The sequence below is a fragment of the Pseudomonas sp. PVC-3-1 genome (assembly GCF_057444315.1).
Window position 1 is genome coordinate 2,330,645 of the sequence record NZ_CM172023.1, and the last position, 15,584, is coordinate 2,346,228.

Below are 15,584 nucleotides of genomic sequence, written 5' to 3' on the forward strand. Positions count from 1 at the left end.
CGTCCGGTGCAGGATGAGATATTGGTGTCAGCCGGCACGGATAGCTCCCTCTCCCTTCATGGGGGGACGCCTAGTCAGAGGGCGGGGGAGAGGGATCGCCCAACTCTGATCTGCCATGGAGCAATGTCAGATGTCCGAATGGATCGACGGCCAGGGCCGCAGGATCGACTACCTGCGCCTGTCCGTAACCGACCGCTGCGACTTTCGCTGCGTCTACTGCATGTCGGAGAACATGCGCTTCCTGCCGCGCCAGCAGGTGCTCACCCTGGAAGAGATCGAGCGGGTAGCACGCCTGTTCGTCGAGCGTGGCGTGAAGAAACTGCGCCTCACCGGCGGCGAACCGCTGGTGCGCCCCGGCATTGTCCACCTCTGCGAACGTCTTGCTGCGCTGCCGGAGTTGCGCGAGTTGTGCATGACCAGCAACGGTTCGCAGCTCACCCGATTGGCTGGCGATCTAAAGGCCGCTGGCCTGACCCGCCTGAACATCAGCCTCGACACCCTGGATGCGCAACGCTTCGCCGCCATCACTCGTACTGGGCGCCTGGATCAGGTGCTGCGTGGCATCGACGCCGCCCAGCAAGCCGGTTTCGAGCACATCAAGCTGAATTGCGTGGTGATGAAGGGGCGCAACGCCGACGAAGTGCCGGCGCTGGTGGATTACGCCATCGCCCACGGGCTTGATATCAGCTTCATCGAGGAAATGCCTCTGGGCCAGGTGGGCCGTGAGCGCGAGGAGAGCTTCTGCTCCAGCGATGAAGTTCGCGGGCTGATCGCCGAGCACCACGAACTGCTGGACAGCGCCGAGCACAGCGGTGGCCCGGCGCGCTACGCTCGCCTGGCACAGCACCCGGGCACACGCATCGGCTTCATCTCGCCGCATTCGCACAATTTCTGCGCCACCTGCAATCGCCTGCGCCTGACCGCCGAAGGTCGCCTGCTGCTGTGCCTGGGCCACGAGAATTCCCTGGACCTGCGCGGCCTGCTGCGTCGCCATCCGCTACACGACGAACCCATCCTCGACGCGCTTCGCGGCGCCCTGCAGCGCAAGCCGGCGCGCCACGAATTCAGCGTCGGCGATGTTCAGGTTCTGCGCTTCATGAACCTCAGTGGCGGCTGAAACAGACCTCCCTTGGCGGGCATCATGCCCGTCGCGTGCCTTGCGTCCCTGACTAAACCCGTAGGGCGAATAACGCGCAGCGTTATCCGCCACTTCGGTGCGTGCACAGCGAATCCCTGCGCTCCATGAAACGTCGCGGATGCCCGCTTTTCGTAGGAGCGAGCTTGCTCGCGAACAACCCCCGACTTCGGAGTCAGGCGGTTCGCGAGCAAGCTCGCTCCTACAAGCCCCTGCGTTCTTCCCTGGAAACAGGCACAAAAAAGCCCCTGCGACATGAGCGTATCGCGGGGGCTTCGGGCATCTGCCAAAGGTAAAACCGTGGAAGCTACGGTAAATCATGCGAAAGAATCGTTTCGAGTCCTCCTCGGATCGCTTCTGAACGCATCCAGACTAAGGCGCCAGCCCGGTGCGCAACATTCCTCCGAAGGAGTAGCGCAGGCGTCGCAAAGGGGAGTGCGCCGCGCGGTCGCAGGGCGATTGACGTTGTGTACTTTTTAGTCCAGATTGGATTTTAAGTTTACGCGCGCCCGCGCGTGGATGGACCAGAACAAGAAGCCGTTCGCCTGGGTGAGGGCAAGGCAATGCCGCTGCGACCTACTGCGTCGCGCCCCTGGACGAATCAAGAAATGCCGTACTCACTGCCACGACGTATCGGCCGGCGCTCGCCCCGGCGACCACACAACGGAGTTCATCGATGAATCGCAAAGCCCTGCTGGGCGGCCTGATGCTGGCTGCCTTCGCCACCTTCTCCCACGCCGACGACAAGCCCCTGCGCATCGGCATCGAGGCAGCCTACCCGCCTTTCGCCTACAAGACCCCGGAAGGCGGCATCGCCGGCTTCGACTACGACATCGGCAACGCGCTGTGCGCAGAGATGAAGCGCAAGTGCCAGTGGGTCGAGCAGGAGTACGACGGCCTGATCCCCTCGCTGAAGGTGCGCAAGATCGACGCCGCGCTGTCTTCCATCACCATCACCGAAGAGCGCAAGCACTCGGTGGACTTCACCCACAAGTACTACTTCACTCCGGGCCGCCTGGTGATGAAGGAAGGCTCGCAGCTGGACGAGCAGTTCAGCCAGCTCAAGGGCAAGAACATCGGAGTGCAGCGCGGCTCCACCGCGGACCGCTTTGCCACTGAAGTGCTGGGCAAGGCCGGCGCCAACGTGGTGCGCTATACCAGCCAGGACGAGATCTACCTGGACCTGCTGGCGGGTCGCCTGGACGGCACCTTCGCCGACTCCATCCCGCTGGAGATCGGCTTCCTGGAAACCCCGCGTGGCAAGGGCTTCGCCTTTATCGGGCCGGAATTCAAGGACCCGAAATACTTCGGCGAGGGCGCCGGCATCGCGGTGCGCAAGGGCAATACCGAGCTGGTCGGCCAGCTCAATGCCGCCATCGACGCGCTGCGCGCCAATGGCAAGTACAAGGAAATCGAAGGCAAGTACTTCAAGAGCGATATCTACGGGGACTGATGTTTCCGACGCGTTGCAACAAAGGCCGCCTTCGGGCGGCCTTTGCTTTTCGTAGGACCGAGGGGGACGCCTAGTCCTTGCTCGCGAACTGCACTCTGCCGTCCCTGTCGATGAGTGCATTCGTAGGATGGGTCGGGCGGCGTTTCGCGAGCTTGCGATACCCATGCTGGCTATGCGCTGGTTGGCTTGGGCATTTTTGCGCCGCTTTGGCGTGTTCGGTTACTTCTTGTTTCGCCCCCTCGGGCGAGTCACTTTCTCAAACGCCAGAAAGTAACCAAAGGGCTTGCCCCGGACATCCGGTTTTTCGCTTGGGGCGAAAAATACCCTCGTTGAATCGAAGTTTCAGGGGCCCGCCGCGAAGGGCCATCCCTGGCCCGTCGCGGCTCTCGCGACATCCATGTCGCTCAACCCCTGAAACTCCGCTTCAACGAGGCCTCCTGAACGGGGCAGTCCGGAGTACGCGGATATTTCTCTGGAAGACTTTTAAAAGCCAAAGCCAAAGCCAATGCCAAAGCCAAAGTTGGATTGGAAGCAGGCTCTCGCGGGAGCGGAATCCTTCCACGATCGATGTCGCGCCGTGCCGTTCGGTTCGCGAGCAAGCTCGCTCCTACAAAAAGCGCGCTGCACGTTCCGGCTACCTGTAGGAGCGAGCTTGCTCGCGAACCGGAGCAAAAAGCGCGGGAAGAAGTCGGCTCAAACCTCCTCCTTCAACTCCTTCAGGTGCTTGTACACCGTCGCCCGCCCCATGTTCAGCACGTTGGCCACATAGTTCGCCGCGCTCTTGCCCTTGAATGCGCCCTCCGCATGCAGCGCCAGGACCAGCTCGCGCTTGTGGTCGCGGCTGAGGGTGGACAGGCTCAGCTGGCGCTGCCGCAACCAGGCATGGAGGAAGGTATTGATGCGCTCCTGCCAATCATCGCGGAACAGCGCATCGGGTTGCGGCACGATCTTGCTCGAGGACAGGAACAGGTCCAGCGCCGCCTTGGCGGTCTCGAACAGGGTGATGTTGAGGTTGATGCACAGCACCGCCAGCGGCTCGCCCTTGGCGTCGCGCAGCACGGTGCTGATGGAGCGGATCTTCTGGCCGTCCCAGTTGAGCTTCTCGTAGGGGCCGATGTTGCGCTCGTCATGGCCGCCTTCGAGCATGTCCTCCAGCGCCGAGTCGTCGCCGATCTCGCGCTTGGAGATGTTGTTCGCCAGATAGGCCACGCGCTGGTTGCGCAGGTCGTGAATGACCACTTCGGCGTGGGGGAAGAACAGCGCGGCGATGGCGTCGGCGATGGCCTTGTAGTTGTCCAGCGGATCAGCGGTGGTCATGGGCAAGGCTCTCGAGGGCGATGAGGCGGGCGATGGAGCGGGCGCTGGCGAGTGTGCCGCAAGCGCCCGCAGGCTGTCACGACTGGCGGCTCACTTGGTCAGCAGCCGCGCCGGGGACAGCATCTCGGCGCTCAGGCCGTGGCGGGTCAGGTGCTCGGGCAGCGCTTCATGGCGGATCAGCGCGGCGCTGGCTTCCCCCATCGCCGCCGAGGTCTGGATGCCATAGCCGCCCTGGCCGGCGACCCAGTACAGGCCGGGCGTGGTCGGGTCGTAGCCGGACACCAGGTCGCCGTCGGCGAAGAACGAGCGCAGGCCGGCCCAGGTGTGGCTCGGGCGGCGGATGCTCAGCGTGGTGTGTTCCTCGATCTGGTAGATGCCCATCGCGATGTCCAGCTCTTCGGGCTGCACGTCGTGAGGTTCCACCGGGTCGGCGTTGGCCGGCGAGCCGAGCAGCATGCCGGCGTCAGGCTTGAAGTAGAAGGATTCGTCCAGGCTGACCAGCACCGGCCAGGCGTGGCTGTCCACACCCTCGGGCGGGCTGAACAGGAAAGCAGCGCGGCGCTTGGGCGTGAGGCCCAGGGGCGTGGCACCGGCAAGTTCGGCAATCTTGTCGGACCAGCTGCCGGCGGCGTTGACCAGCACCGGCGCGCGGTAGGTCTGCTGCGCGCAGCGTACTTCCCATACGTCGTCGATACGGCTGATTTCCAGGGCTTCGCTATCGAGTTGAACGCTGCCGCCGTTGCGACGGACGCCGCGGAGATAGCCTTGCAGCAGGCCATCGGTGTCGATGTCGGCGGCGCTGGGGTCGAGCATCGCGCCGTGGACTTTCTCGCGGCGCAGCACCGGCACGATGGCGCAGGCTTCATCGGCATCCAGCAGGCGTATTTCCGGCACGCTGGCGAGGGCGCTGTCGTACTGGCGCCGGAGCTCTTCCGGGTTGCCTTCGAAATCCACGGTCATCTCGCCGCGCGGGGTGAGGATCGGGTGTTCGACGAAGCCTTCGGGCGGGGTGTCGAAGAAGGCGCGGCTGGCAGCGGTCAGCGCACGCACCTGCGGCGTGCCATAGGCGACGGTGTAGAGCGCGGCCGAGCGGCCGGTGGAGTGGTAGCCGGCGTGGGACTCGCGCTCCAGCACGGCGACCTTGCCGTGGCGGGAGAGGAAGTAACCGGTGGAGGCGCCGGCAATGCCGCCGCCGATGATGAGGAAGTCGACTTCGATCATGTTCGTCCCCGGCTCAGGCTTTGGTGGTCTGGAGATGGTAGAGCGCATTGGCCAGGGCGACGTCTTCCAGGCCCAGGCCGATGGAGCGGAAGAAGGCGTGGCGCTGGTAGTCCGGTTTCGCGGCCTGGCCGCTGACCAGTTCCGGCAGGTCGCCGTGGATGGCGCCGTCCCAGCCGTGCTCGTCGCGGGCCAGGCGCATCTCGCCGGCGGAGGCCGGGGTGGTGGCGCGGTAGTCGCAGTAGACATCCATCTGCGCCAGCGATTGCGGCGGCACTTCATGGGCGCGGGCGACGTTGGTGCTGATGGAGGTGATCAGCGCCGGTTTGCCGAGGATCGCCGGGTCGAGCACCGGGGTACCGGAAGAGGTGCACAGCAGCACGACGTCGGCATCGGCCACGGCGGACTCGACACTGGTGGCCGGTTCGGCGCGGGAATCGATAGCGCCGAACTGGGCCAGCACGCCGGCGTTCAGGTTCGGCGAATAGACGCGGATGCTCTGCCAGTCGCGCAGGCATGCTACATAGCGCAGGTGCGCACGAGCGACCGGGCCGCTGCCAACGATGGCCAGGCGCTTGGCGTCCGGGCGGGCCAGTTCCTGTACCGCCAGGGCGGTGGTGGCGGCGGTGCGCGCCGTAGTCAGGCTGCCGGCGTCGCACAGCAGCAGCGGCTGGCCGCTTTCCATGGACATCAGCAGGCTCCAGGCGGTGACCAGCGACTTGGGCTGGCGCACGATGTACGGCGAAGTCTTCACGCCGTAGACCTTCTGCGAGGCCAGCACGCCCAGGTAGTTGATGAAATCGCCGCCGCCATTGGGGAACTCCACCAGTTGCTGCGCGGGTTGCACGGCGCTGCCGCCAGCCAGTTCGACGAACATGTCACGCATCGCCTGGAGCACGTCGACCTGTTCCAGCAGGCGTTCGGCGTCAGCCTGGTTGAGGGTGAAAGGTGTGGCGGCGGACATGGCGAAACTCCAGATATGGATTTATTTTTCCATTCTGGACTCTGTTGTCTTGATCAGCAAGGGCGAGTGGTCGGATGAGCGCCGTGTAGGAGCGAGCTTGCTCGCGAGCGCATTTTGCCGGAGGTTCCGGTGCCGCGCGGTTCGCGAGCAAGCTCGCTCCTACAGGGGGCGTTACAGCTTGAACTGCGCCACCAACTCCTCCTGGCTGCCGGCCACGCGGCGCAGATGCTCGCCGCAATCACGGGTGTGCGCAGCGGTCTTGCGGTTTTCCACGGTCATGTCGCTCAGGCGGTGCATGTGCTGATTCACTTCCTGGGTCGTCGCGGCCTGCTGTTCGGCAGCGGCGGCGATCTGGAAGGCCATGGCGTGCACGCCCTGCAGCGAGTCGTCCAGCGCGCCGAGGGCTTCGATCACGGCCTGGGTGTCCTGTTCCAGGGTGTGGGCCTGCTCGCTGGCGCCGCTCATGCTCGACTGCGCCTGGATGGATGAGTCGCCCAGGCTGCCGACGATGGCGACGATCTCGTCGGTGGCGCTGCGGGTGCGCTGGGCGAGGCTGCGCACCTCGTCGGCGACCACGGCGAATCCACGACCCGCTTCGCCGGCGCGGGCGGCTTCGATGGCGGCGTTGAGCGCGAGCAGGTTGGTCTGTTCGGCGATCGAGCGGATCACGTCCAGCACCGAGCCGATCTGCTGGCTCTCGCCGGCCAGGGTCTGTACCACGCCGTCGGCCTGGCGCAGGCCGACCAGCAACTGGTCCTGGCGGCCGATCATGTGCTGCAGGGTGCCCTGCATGGCGACGAAGGCCTGCCGCGCGGCGGCGCTGCCATCCGCGCTGCGGCTGGCGCTGCCAGCGATCTCCTGCACGGTGGCGGCCATCTGGTCGACGGCGCTGACCACCATTTCCAACGCTTCCTGTTGCTGGTCGAGGTGATTGCTGGTGCGTCCGGCGGCGTCGAGGATGTCGCCACTGGCATCGCCCACGGCCTCGCTGGCCTGGCGCAGGCGCTCGACGACCTGGCGCCAGGCCACGGTCATCTCGCGCAGGGCCTGCATCAGGCCGCTGCTGGCGCTGGCGTCGTCGCTCAGTTTGAGTTCGCCGCTGGCCAGGCGCTGGGCGAGGGCCGCCATGCTGGCCGGCTCGCCGCCCAGAGGGCGCATCACGCTGCGGCTGACCAGCCAGGTGCCGGCTGCCACGCCTACCAGGGTCAGCAGGCCGAGCACGAGAATCTGCCACATCAGTTTGCGTACCGGAGCGAAAGCCTGGGCCTGGTCCATCTCCGCCACCAGTGCCCAGTGCAGGCCGTCCAGGTTCAGCGGGACGAAGGACTTGAGTGCCGGCTCGTCGCTCAGGCCCGCTTCGGTAAGACGCCCCTGTTCACCGGCCAGGGCTTTCTCGATGGCCTGTCCGGGCAGCGCGGTGGGGCTTTCCTTGTCGCGGCGTACGTGGTGGTCGGCGAAGCGCACCGAGTCCGAGCGCAGGCTGCCGTCGCCGCCTACCAGGTAGGTCTCGCCGTCGTCGCCCAGGCCCTGGCGGTTCTGCATCACTTCGTTGATTGCCGCCAGCGGCAGTTCCAGCACCAGCAGCAGTTGCAGCTTGCCGTTGTCCTTGATCGGCGCGGCCAGCCATTGCACTGGCTGCTGGTCGTTGGGCGCCTGCTCCAGGTCGCTGATGCTGGCCTTGCCGCTGTCCAGTGCCTTGCGGATGAACAGGCCGAACGGCGTGTCGCGCCACTGCGGATCACCGATGTTCTGCTGGTAATCGACGCCGCGGCCGAGGCTGAACACCACCTTGCCGTCGCCGGCCACCAGCCGCAGCTCGCGGTAGCCGAAGGTCTTGATGAAGTTCTCGAACACCGGGCGGTCGTAGTTGGCGGTAGTCACCAGGGAGTCGCTGTCCAGGCCTGCGTAGTTGCTGCCCAGGTTGGTGGCGAGGCTGCTGAGCTGGTCGTTACGGGCCTTCCACGCGTCCATCAGCTGCCGCTGCTTGATGCTGGCGACCGCCTCCAGGGCGTTCAGGCTTTGTTCTTCGAGGGCTCGGCTGGCCTGGAGATAGACCACGATGGCCATCACCAGCACGGGGATCAGGCCGACCGAGAGGAAACTCAGAGCAAGTTTGGCGCGCAAGGGCATGGGAGGATTCCGACGAGTTCTTGGAATTGTTCTCGCGTGCTTTGCAAGAAGCGTGCGAATTTTTTTACGTCTGTAAATAAAACTGATCAGAAATGGCCGGGGCGGGGCTGATTTCCTGGCTGAAGATGGCGCGGTGCCATTGTTTGCGCGGATTCCCGTACGGTCGTCCCAGCGGGTCCGGCGGGAAAAACCCGAGGCTCTGGTGCGTGGATAGGCTTGGGGGTGAGCGGGGGAGAGGAGGTGGCGTCACCGGACGTAACGTCGATGGAAACAAAAAAGGCGAAGCCCAGGGGCTTCGCCTTCTTGTGGTGCAGTACTCGATCAGTGCTTGCGCGGTACCGGCTTGAGCAGCTCGGTGGGCGGCATTTCGCAGGTGATCTTGCGGCCCAGCAGTTCCTCGATCGGCGGCAGGGCGAAGGCATCGTCCTCGCCGGCGAAGCTGATCGAAGTACCGGTGCTGCCGGCGCGGCCGGTACGGCCGATGCGGTGTACGTAGTCGTCCGGATCTTCGGGCAGGGTGAAGTTGATCACGTGGCTGATGCCGTCGACGTGGATGCCGCGGCCGGCAACGTCGGTGGCGACCAGGACGCGGATCTTGCCTTCTCGGAAACCTTCCAGGACCTTGATGCGCTTGTGCTGCGGCACGTCGCCAGACATCTGGGCGGCGCTGATGCCGTCCTTGGTCAGGCGTTCTTCGATGCGGCGCACCTCGTCCTTGCGGTTGGCGAAGACCATCACGCGGGTCCAGTCGTTCTGCGCGATCAGGTTGTACAGCAGCTTGTACTTGTCGCTGCCGGCAACGGCGTAGACGTGCTGCTCGACGGTATCGCTGGCGACGTTCTCCGGCTCGATCTCGACGATGGCCGGGTCGACGGTCCACTGCTTGGCCAGGTTCATCACGTCGTCGGTGAAGGTGGCGGAGAACAGCAGGGTCTGGCGTTCGCCCTTGTACGGGGTCTGGCGGATGATCTGGCGGACCTGCGGGATGAAGCCCATGTCGAGCATGCGGTCGGCCTCGTCCAGCACCATCACCTCGACCATGTCCAGGTGCACCTCGCCGCGCTGGTTGAAGTCCAGCAGGCGGCCGGGGGTGGCGACCAGGATGTCGCAGAAACGCGATTCCAGGGTGCGCAGCTGCTTGTCGAAGTCCATGCCGCCGACGAAGCTCATGACGTTCAGGCCGGTGTACTTGGCCAGGCCGATGGCGTCGTTGGCGATCTGCACCACCAGTTCGCGGGTCGGCGCGATGATCAGCGCACGCGGCTCGCCCATGTAGCGCTCTTTCGGCGGCGGGGTCTGCAGCAGCTGGGTGATGATCGAGATGAGGAACGCGGCGGTCTTGCCGGTGCCGGTCTGGGCGCGGCCGATGGCGTCCTGGCCACGCAGGGTGAAGCCCAGTACCTGCGCCTGGATCGGCGTGCAGTAGGGGAAGCCCAGGTCATGGATGGCGTGCATCAGGCGCGGGTCGAGGTTGAAGTCGTGGAAACGCGTCTTGCCTTCGGCCGGCTCGACCACGAAGTCTTCCAGCTTCCAGTTGTCCACCACCGGCGGGCGCGGCTTGCGCTCGCGGCGCGGTTTCGGCTCGCGGGGTTTGTCGGTGCCTTCGGCCTTGGCATGCTCGTGCTTCGGAGCGTGCTCGCGTTTCTCGCCGCGTTCACCTTTGTCGGAACGCTCGGCGCGGGGTTTGTCGCTCTTCGGGCCGCGGGCCGACTTCTCGGCTGCATCGGCTGTATCGGCCGCTTCGCGGGGCGGGCGCGGGCTACGCGGTTTGCGCGGACGTTTCTCACCGCTCTGGGCGGGCTTTTCTGCGGCGGGAGCGGGGGCCGCTGGCGTGGCTACGGGTTGCTCGCCGTCGCCCTTGCTGAAGATTTTCTTGAGTGCTTTGAGCACGGCTGTCTCGTGTTGGTTAAGGAATGAACGGCCGCCAGTGTAATGCAAGATGCCCGCAGGGCGAAGTGCCGCGGGCATCCTGCCCATTGACTTGGGCTACGGAAGGTTCTCCAGCAGCAGGCGGCGCACGTTGCCACCCATGATCGCAGCGATGTCCTGGTCGCTGAAACCGGCCTTCGCCAGGCCCTGGGTCAGTTGCGCCAGTCCTGTGGTGTCGAAGGGGGCATTCACTGCACCGTCGAAGTCCGAACCCAGCGCGATGTGTTCGACGCCCACCTTGTCGGCGGCGTAGCGCATGGCCTTGACGATGGCGCTCACCGACGTTTCGCAGACTGCGCCGTCCCAGTAACCGATGCCGATTACACCGCCGGTATTGGCGATGCCGCGCAGATGGGCGTCAGTCAGGTTGCGCGGGCCGGGGCAGGTGCCGGCGACGCCGGTATGGGAAACGATCACCGGGCGCCTGGCGATGGCCAGCACGTCGTCGATCAGCGGGCGCGAGGCGTGGGCCAGGTCGATCAGCATCTTCTTGTCTTCCAGGCGCGGGATGACCTGGCGGCCGAACTCGGTCAGGCCACCCTTCTTCAGGCCATGGGCGGAGCCGCCGACCTCGTTATCGAAGAAGTGGGTCAGGCCCATGATGCGGAAGCCCGCGTCGTACATGCGGTCGATGTTTTCCAGCTTGCCTTCGAGCGGGTGCAGGCCTTCGGTGGCCAGCACGCCGGCGAGTTGTTTCGGGTCTTTCTGCCAGGCGGCGAGGTAGCGGGTGAGGTCCTCGCGGCTGCGGATCAGGGTGAGCTTGCCCTGGCTGTCGGCGGCGGCCTTGTCCAGCAACTCGCCTTGATAGAGGGCGCGCTCCAGCAGGCTGTTCCAGGTCCGCGCCGGCCAGCGCTGGGCGATGATCAGCGGGGTGATGTTGTCGCTGTCGGCGCTGTTGCTCTCGTAGTTCAGGCCGCGCGGGGTCTTGGTGACGGTGGAGAACACCTGCAGGCCGACATTGCCCTCGATCAGGCGCGGCAGGTCGGTGTGGCCGTGGTTGTGGCGGTCAAGCAGGTTGCGATCCCAGAGCAGGGCGTCGTCATGCAGGTCGGCGACGAACAGGCTCTGGTGCAGCGCCTGGGCCTCGGGGGAGGCAGGGTAGGGCGGCGGGCTGGCCACGGTATTCATCTTCCGGTCCATGTAGCCCGGCAGGTTGAAGAAGATTCCCAGGCCAACGGCCAGCAGGACGAGCAGAACGATCAGCAGCTTGCGCATGTCAGCTTCCCAGCTTTGTTGTTATTCGAGTTTTGCCGGGATGGAATCTAACAGACGGGAAAGTGCAGCGGGAGGTCAGCCGCAGAGGCAGTTGCGGCCCTTCTGCTTGGCCTGGTAGAGAGCACCGTCGGCGCGCAGGATCAGGCTCGGCAGGTTTTCCTGGATGTCCATCTCGGCCAGGCCGAGGGAGACGGTAACGCCGGGCAACACGCCCACCGGCGAATAGAAGGAGGCGATCTGCTCCAGGCTCTGGCGCAGGCGATTGCCAATGCGCCGGGCTTCGTCGATGGCGATCTCCGGCAGGAGGATGACGAACTCCTCTCCACCGTAGCGTGCCATGCTGTCCTTGGGCCGCAGCTGGCTGCGCAGGGTGTGGGCAACCAGGCACAGCGCATAGTCGCCGGCCAGGTGGCCGTGTTCGTCGTTGTAGTTCTTGAAGTGGTCGACATCGAGCATGAGCATGCACATGGGCTGTTCATTGAACGCGCAGCGCGTGCTTTCGCGATCGTAGATGTGCTCCAGCCAACGTCGGTTGAACAGCCCGGTGAGGGTGTCGATGTTGGCGTTCTGCTCGGTGTCGAGAATGATCCGGTTACCCTCGCGCACCCGCTCGCACAGGACCGTGAGGAGATTCTGCATGACTTGCGGGGAGTGCTCGAACAGGCCGATCAGCGCCTCGCGGTGCAGGCGCAGCACGGTGGTCGGTTCGCTGGCGACGACGTATGCCGAAGGGTGGTCGCTGTCGATGAAGCTGATCTCGCCGGCGCAGTCCCCCGGATGCAGGGTACTCACCGGCTGGTTGTCCAGCGAACCCAGGTACACCGTCAGGTGCCCGGAGAGAACCATATAAAGGAAGTGATTGCGGTTGAACGGCGACAGCAGGATTTCCCCGCGCTCCAGTTCGCAGGCGCAGAAATCCTTGAGCAACTGCTGCAGGTGAGCCGCGGCCACGTTCTGGAACAGGCGCAGATGCTGGAGCTGGCGAATGTCCTCGTTCCACTGCGCGGCTTTCATGACGCAGCGGAGGACGGGTGATGGCTGGTGATGTGCACGACTGACTCTCCCTGTAGTCCTCTTCGCACATTGAGACATCAGTATTAGTCAGATTTGATTACTGGCAATTCGCAGCCACACCCGGCCGACCGGCGGTCGGCCGGGTGTTTCATCAGCTTTCCAGCAGCTCCACATGCACTGCATAGCCGCCCAGACGGTCGGCCAGTGCAGCGCGCGAGTCCAGATCGAGGCCGCCGACGAACAGGCGGGCTTTCTGGCCAAAGCGGTCATCGGCGATCACTTCGATGCGTGGCGCCGGGGACAGGTGCCGGGTCTCGTCCTCGAGCACGCGACGAATGGCATCCAGGCGCAGCGCCGGCTTGAAGGTCTTGCCCACTGCGGTGACCGGGATGGCGTCCAGCAGCCAGACGTCCTTGGGCACCGCCGCGCGCTCGGGGACATGGCGGGCGGCGTGCTCCAGCAGCTCCGCCTCGCTCGCCTGCATGCCGGGCTTGAGCTGGATGTACACCACCGGCAGCTCGCCGGCCTTCAGGCACGGCTTGCCCACGGCGGCGGCCATGGCCACGGCAGGGTGGCGATGCAGGGCTTCCTCGATCATCTGCGGATCGATGTTGTGGCCGCCGCGGATGATCAGGTCCTTGCTGCGGCCGGTGAGCCAGATGTAGCCGTCGGCGTCGATGCGACCCAGGTCGCCAGTGTTGAACCAGTCGCCGTCGACCCAGATGTCCTTGTTCTTGCTGGCCTGCAGGTAACCCTTGAACACGGTGGGACCGCGCAGGCAGATGTTGCCGATCTCGTCCACGGCAGCATCGCGCAGGTACCGGCCTTCACCGTCGAGGATCACCGATTTCAGTTCGCAGTAGGGCAGGCGCAGGCCGATGGAACCGGGCCGCCGCTCACCGCCGCGCGGGTTGCAGCTGGTGCCGCAGGTGCCTTCGGTCATGCCATAGCCTTCGATGATCGCAAGGCCCGTCTTCGCCTCGAACTGGCGGATCAGCTCCACCGGCATCGGCGCCGCGCCGCACAGGGCGAAGCGCAGGCTGGAGAGGTCGCGGCCTTCGCTGGGCACCTGCAGGAGGGCGGCGTAGATGGTCGGCACGCCGCTGAAGCTGGTGACCTTGTAGCGCTCCACCAGTTTCCAGAAGTCCTGGATCAATGTCGGGTTGCGGTAGCCCTGGGGGCCGGCCAGCAGTACTTCACCGCCACGCATGAAAGGTGCGAGGCCGGTAACCATCACACCGTTGACGTGGAACAGCGGCAGGCCGCAGAGCAGCACGTCGTGGCCGTCGTAGTCGGCGTTCAGGCCCATGATCTCGGCCATCGCCACTTCGTTGAAATGGCTGTGCGGTGCGAGCTTGGGCGTGCCGGTGGTGCCGCCGGTGTGGAAGTAGGAGGCGACTTCGTCCGGACCGATCACCCGGCCGCTTTCCAGGTGGTCGTCCGGGCACTGGGCGAGCAGTTCGTCGAAGTCCAGCACGCCCTCGGGCAGCGCGCCGCGGGCGGTCTTGATCGCCGAGCGCTGCGGTTCGGGTAGCAGGTTGGCGATGTCGACGGTGACGATGGCGTTGAGGTCGGGCAAGTGGTCGCGCAGGCCGGCGACCTTTTCCCACAGGTCTGTGCCGGGGAACGGCGCCAGTGTCACCAGCACGCGGGAGTCGGCGGCGCGCACCAGCTCGGCGATGTGCTCGGGATCGAGCAGCGGGTTGATCGCATTGACGATCCCCGCTGCTTCGCCGCCCCAGATCACGTAATGGGTCTGCGGCAGGTTGGGAAGCAGGAACGACACCGAATTGCCAGGCCGCACGCCGAGACGGTGGAAGGCGTTGGCCGCCTGGGTGAGGCGGGCAAACAGCTCGGCGTAGCTCACCCGGATCGGCTCCTCGGCCGCCGAGCCCTGCAGCAGGAAGCTCAGGGCGGTGGACGTGCCGAACTGCTGCGCCGAGCGGCGCAGCAGTTCATAGGTGTTGGGCGGCAGGTCGCGGTCTTGCAGCGGAACCTGTTCCAGGGCTTCGACGTCACGCAGGCTGCTGATCGGGGCGTTCATGCTTCTTCTTGTTCTCCGCAGGGTCAGGGGATCACAGGCGCTCCCGCAGCCAGGCGCCGATATCGCCAAGCTCCTCGTTGCTCACTTCGTGGCTCATCGGGTAGGTGCGCCACTGGGCGGGCACCTCGTTGGCCTGCAGGAAGTCGTACGCGGCGCGGCCCATGGCAGGCAGCACCACGTCATCGAAAGTGCCATGCAGGCAGAGTGCGGACAGTTGTCTTTTTGTAGCCGGCAGGCTTATGCCTTCGCTGAATGTCGGGCCATAGGTGGAGAGCGCCATGACGCCGCCCAGTTCGCCGTCCCAGCGCAGGTAGCCGGTGTGCAGCACTACTGCGCCGCCCTGGGAGAAGCCGGCGAGGATGATGCGCTTGGCCGCGACGCCCTGGTCGATCTGCCCCTGGATCAGTGCGATCACGCTGTCGGCCGAGGCTTCCAGCTGCGCTTCGTCGATGGCGCGTGCCGGGGCCATGGCGAGGATGTCGTACCAGCTCGGCGCGGGCATGCCGTTGAACACGGTAACCGGGCGGGTCGGCGCCTGGGGCAGGATGAAGCGCGTCGAGGTGAAGCTGCGTTGCAGCATCTGTGCTACCGGCTCGAAGTCGTAACGGTCGGCGCCCAGGCCGTGCAACCAAATGACGCAGGAATCGGCAGGTTGGGACGGATCGAGGATCAGCGGCTGGGTCATGGAGGCTCCAGGATGGGGCAGGCGCTCTAGGAAGGGGCGCTGCGTGCGAGAAAGGGCGGAGGGGCGATGCAAGAAGATGTCGCATGGCCATAACTTGTGGGACTTGACTGAACGAAATTGCACGAACGTTCCTCGGCTGGTACGCCCCTTGCTATCGCTACTGGCAGGCTGTGCGGCCCCACTTCCGGTAACACTCTACCGACCCCATCCGGAAAGCTGTACCGGAAGTGGCGCCGCGAAAGCCTTGGGCTGCTTCAGGGCCTGTCGCGCCGGCTGCGGTCAACAGCCGGCGCGGCGGGCCTTCGCCTTCACGCAATGATCCCTTGATGACCCGTTCCAGCGCGCAAGACCTGCGCGCTCGAAGGTGTGTTCGCGGCTCGGCGAAGGATTTTTCGCAGGCCGTCTAGACTCACTTTCAGGTCTCCATCCCGTTTGTTGTCTTGCTGGTGCCTCACAAGGGTACGGCGGTGGAACCGGGAC

11 protein-coding genes are annotated in these 15,584 nt (G+C 65.3%); 2 read left to right on the forward strand and 9 right to left on the reverse strand.

The genetic code is table 11. The features are described from left to right. The first annotated feature begins 130 nt into the window (after nt 1-130). Both moaA and AC2T4A_RS10805 read left to right on the forward strand, forming a co-directional pair. Nucleotides 131-1,117, forward strand: coding sequence for a GTP 3',8-cyclase MoaA (gene moaA, locus AC2T4A_RS10800; protein ID WP_416744642.1), 987 nt, complete (start codon nt 131-133; stop codon nt 1,115-1,117). A gap of 694 nt (nt 1,118-1,811) precedes the next feature. Beyond that, nucleotides 1,812-2,588 carry an ABC transporter substrate-binding protein gene (locus tag AC2T4A_RS10805; RefSeq protein ID WP_045210677.1) on the forward strand — a complete coding sequence of 259 codons (777 nt, stop codon included), beginning with the start codon at nt 1,812-1,814 and terminating at the stop codon, nt 2,586-2,588. 693 nt (nt 2,589-3,281) lie between these two features. On the opposite strand, the gene AC2T4A_RS10810 is transcribed toward AC2T4A_RS10805, so the two are convergent. The 9 genes from AC2T4A_RS10810 to AC2T4A_RS10850 form a co-directional block, all read right to left on the reverse strand. Further along, nucleotides 3,282-3,905, reverse strand: coding sequence for a helix-turn-helix transcriptional regulator (locus AC2T4A_RS10810; protein ID WP_416744601.1), 624 nt, complete (start codon nt 3,903-3,905; stop codon nt 3,282-3,284). Nucleotides 3,906-3,995: 90 nt separating this feature from the next. After that, nucleotides 3,996-5,126: an NAD(P)/FAD-dependent oxidoreductase gene (locus tag AC2T4A_RS10815; protein ID WP_486743274.1), complete on the reverse strand. Its 1,131-nt coding sequence runs from the start codon at nt 5,124-5,126 to the stop codon at nt 3,996-3,998. Between the two features lie 13 nt (nt 5,127-5,139). Beyond that, complete coding sequence (locus tag AC2T4A_RS10820; RefSeq protein WP_486743275.1) at nt 5,140-6,087, reverse strand: ornithine cyclodeaminase family protein; 948 nt, start codon at nt 6,085-6,087, stop codon at nt 5,140-5,142. A gap of 171 nt (nt 6,088-6,258) precedes the next feature. Next, complete coding sequence (locus AC2T4A_RS10825) at nt 6,259-8,217, reverse strand: methyl-accepting chemotaxis protein (protein WP_478377792.1); 1,959 nt, start codon at nt 8,215-8,217, stop codon at nt 6,259-6,261. Nucleotides 8,218-8,538: 321 nt separating this feature from the next. Continuing rightward, the gene (gene rhlB / locus AC2T4A_RS10830) at nt 8,539-10,107 is read right to left on the reverse strand and encodes an ATP-dependent RNA helicase RhlB (protein ID WP_478377791.1); all 1,569 of its coding nucleotides are present in this window, start codon (nt 10,105-10,107) and stop codon (nt 8,539-8,541) included. A 96-nt stretch (nt 10,108-10,203) separates the two neighbouring features. After that, nucleotides 10,204-11,361, reverse strand: coding sequence for a dipeptidase (locus AC2T4A_RS10835; RefSeq protein ID WP_486743276.1), 1,158 nt, complete (start codon nt 11,359-11,361; stop codon nt 10,204-10,206). A gap of 75 nt (nt 11,362-11,436) precedes the next feature. Continuing rightward, entirely contained in the window at nt 11,437-12,375 is a 939-nt protein-coding gene (locus AC2T4A_RS10840) for a GGDEF domain-containing protein (protein ID WP_486743277.1), read from the reverse strand. A gap of 151 nt (nt 12,376-12,526) precedes the next feature. After that, nucleotides 12,527-14,419, reverse strand: coding sequence for an acyl-CoA synthetase (locus AC2T4A_RS10845; RefSeq protein ID WP_486743278.1), 1,893 nt, complete (start codon nt 14,417-14,419; stop codon nt 12,527-12,529). 31 nt (nt 14,420-14,450) lie between these two features. Further along, nucleotides 14,451-15,104 (reverse strand): alpha/beta hydrolase, encoded by a 654-nt coding sequence (locus AC2T4A_RS10850; protein ID WP_486743279.1) that lies wholly within the window; start codon nt 15,102-15,104, stop codon nt 14,451-14,453. Nucleotides 15,105-15,584: the final 480 nt, after the last annotated feature.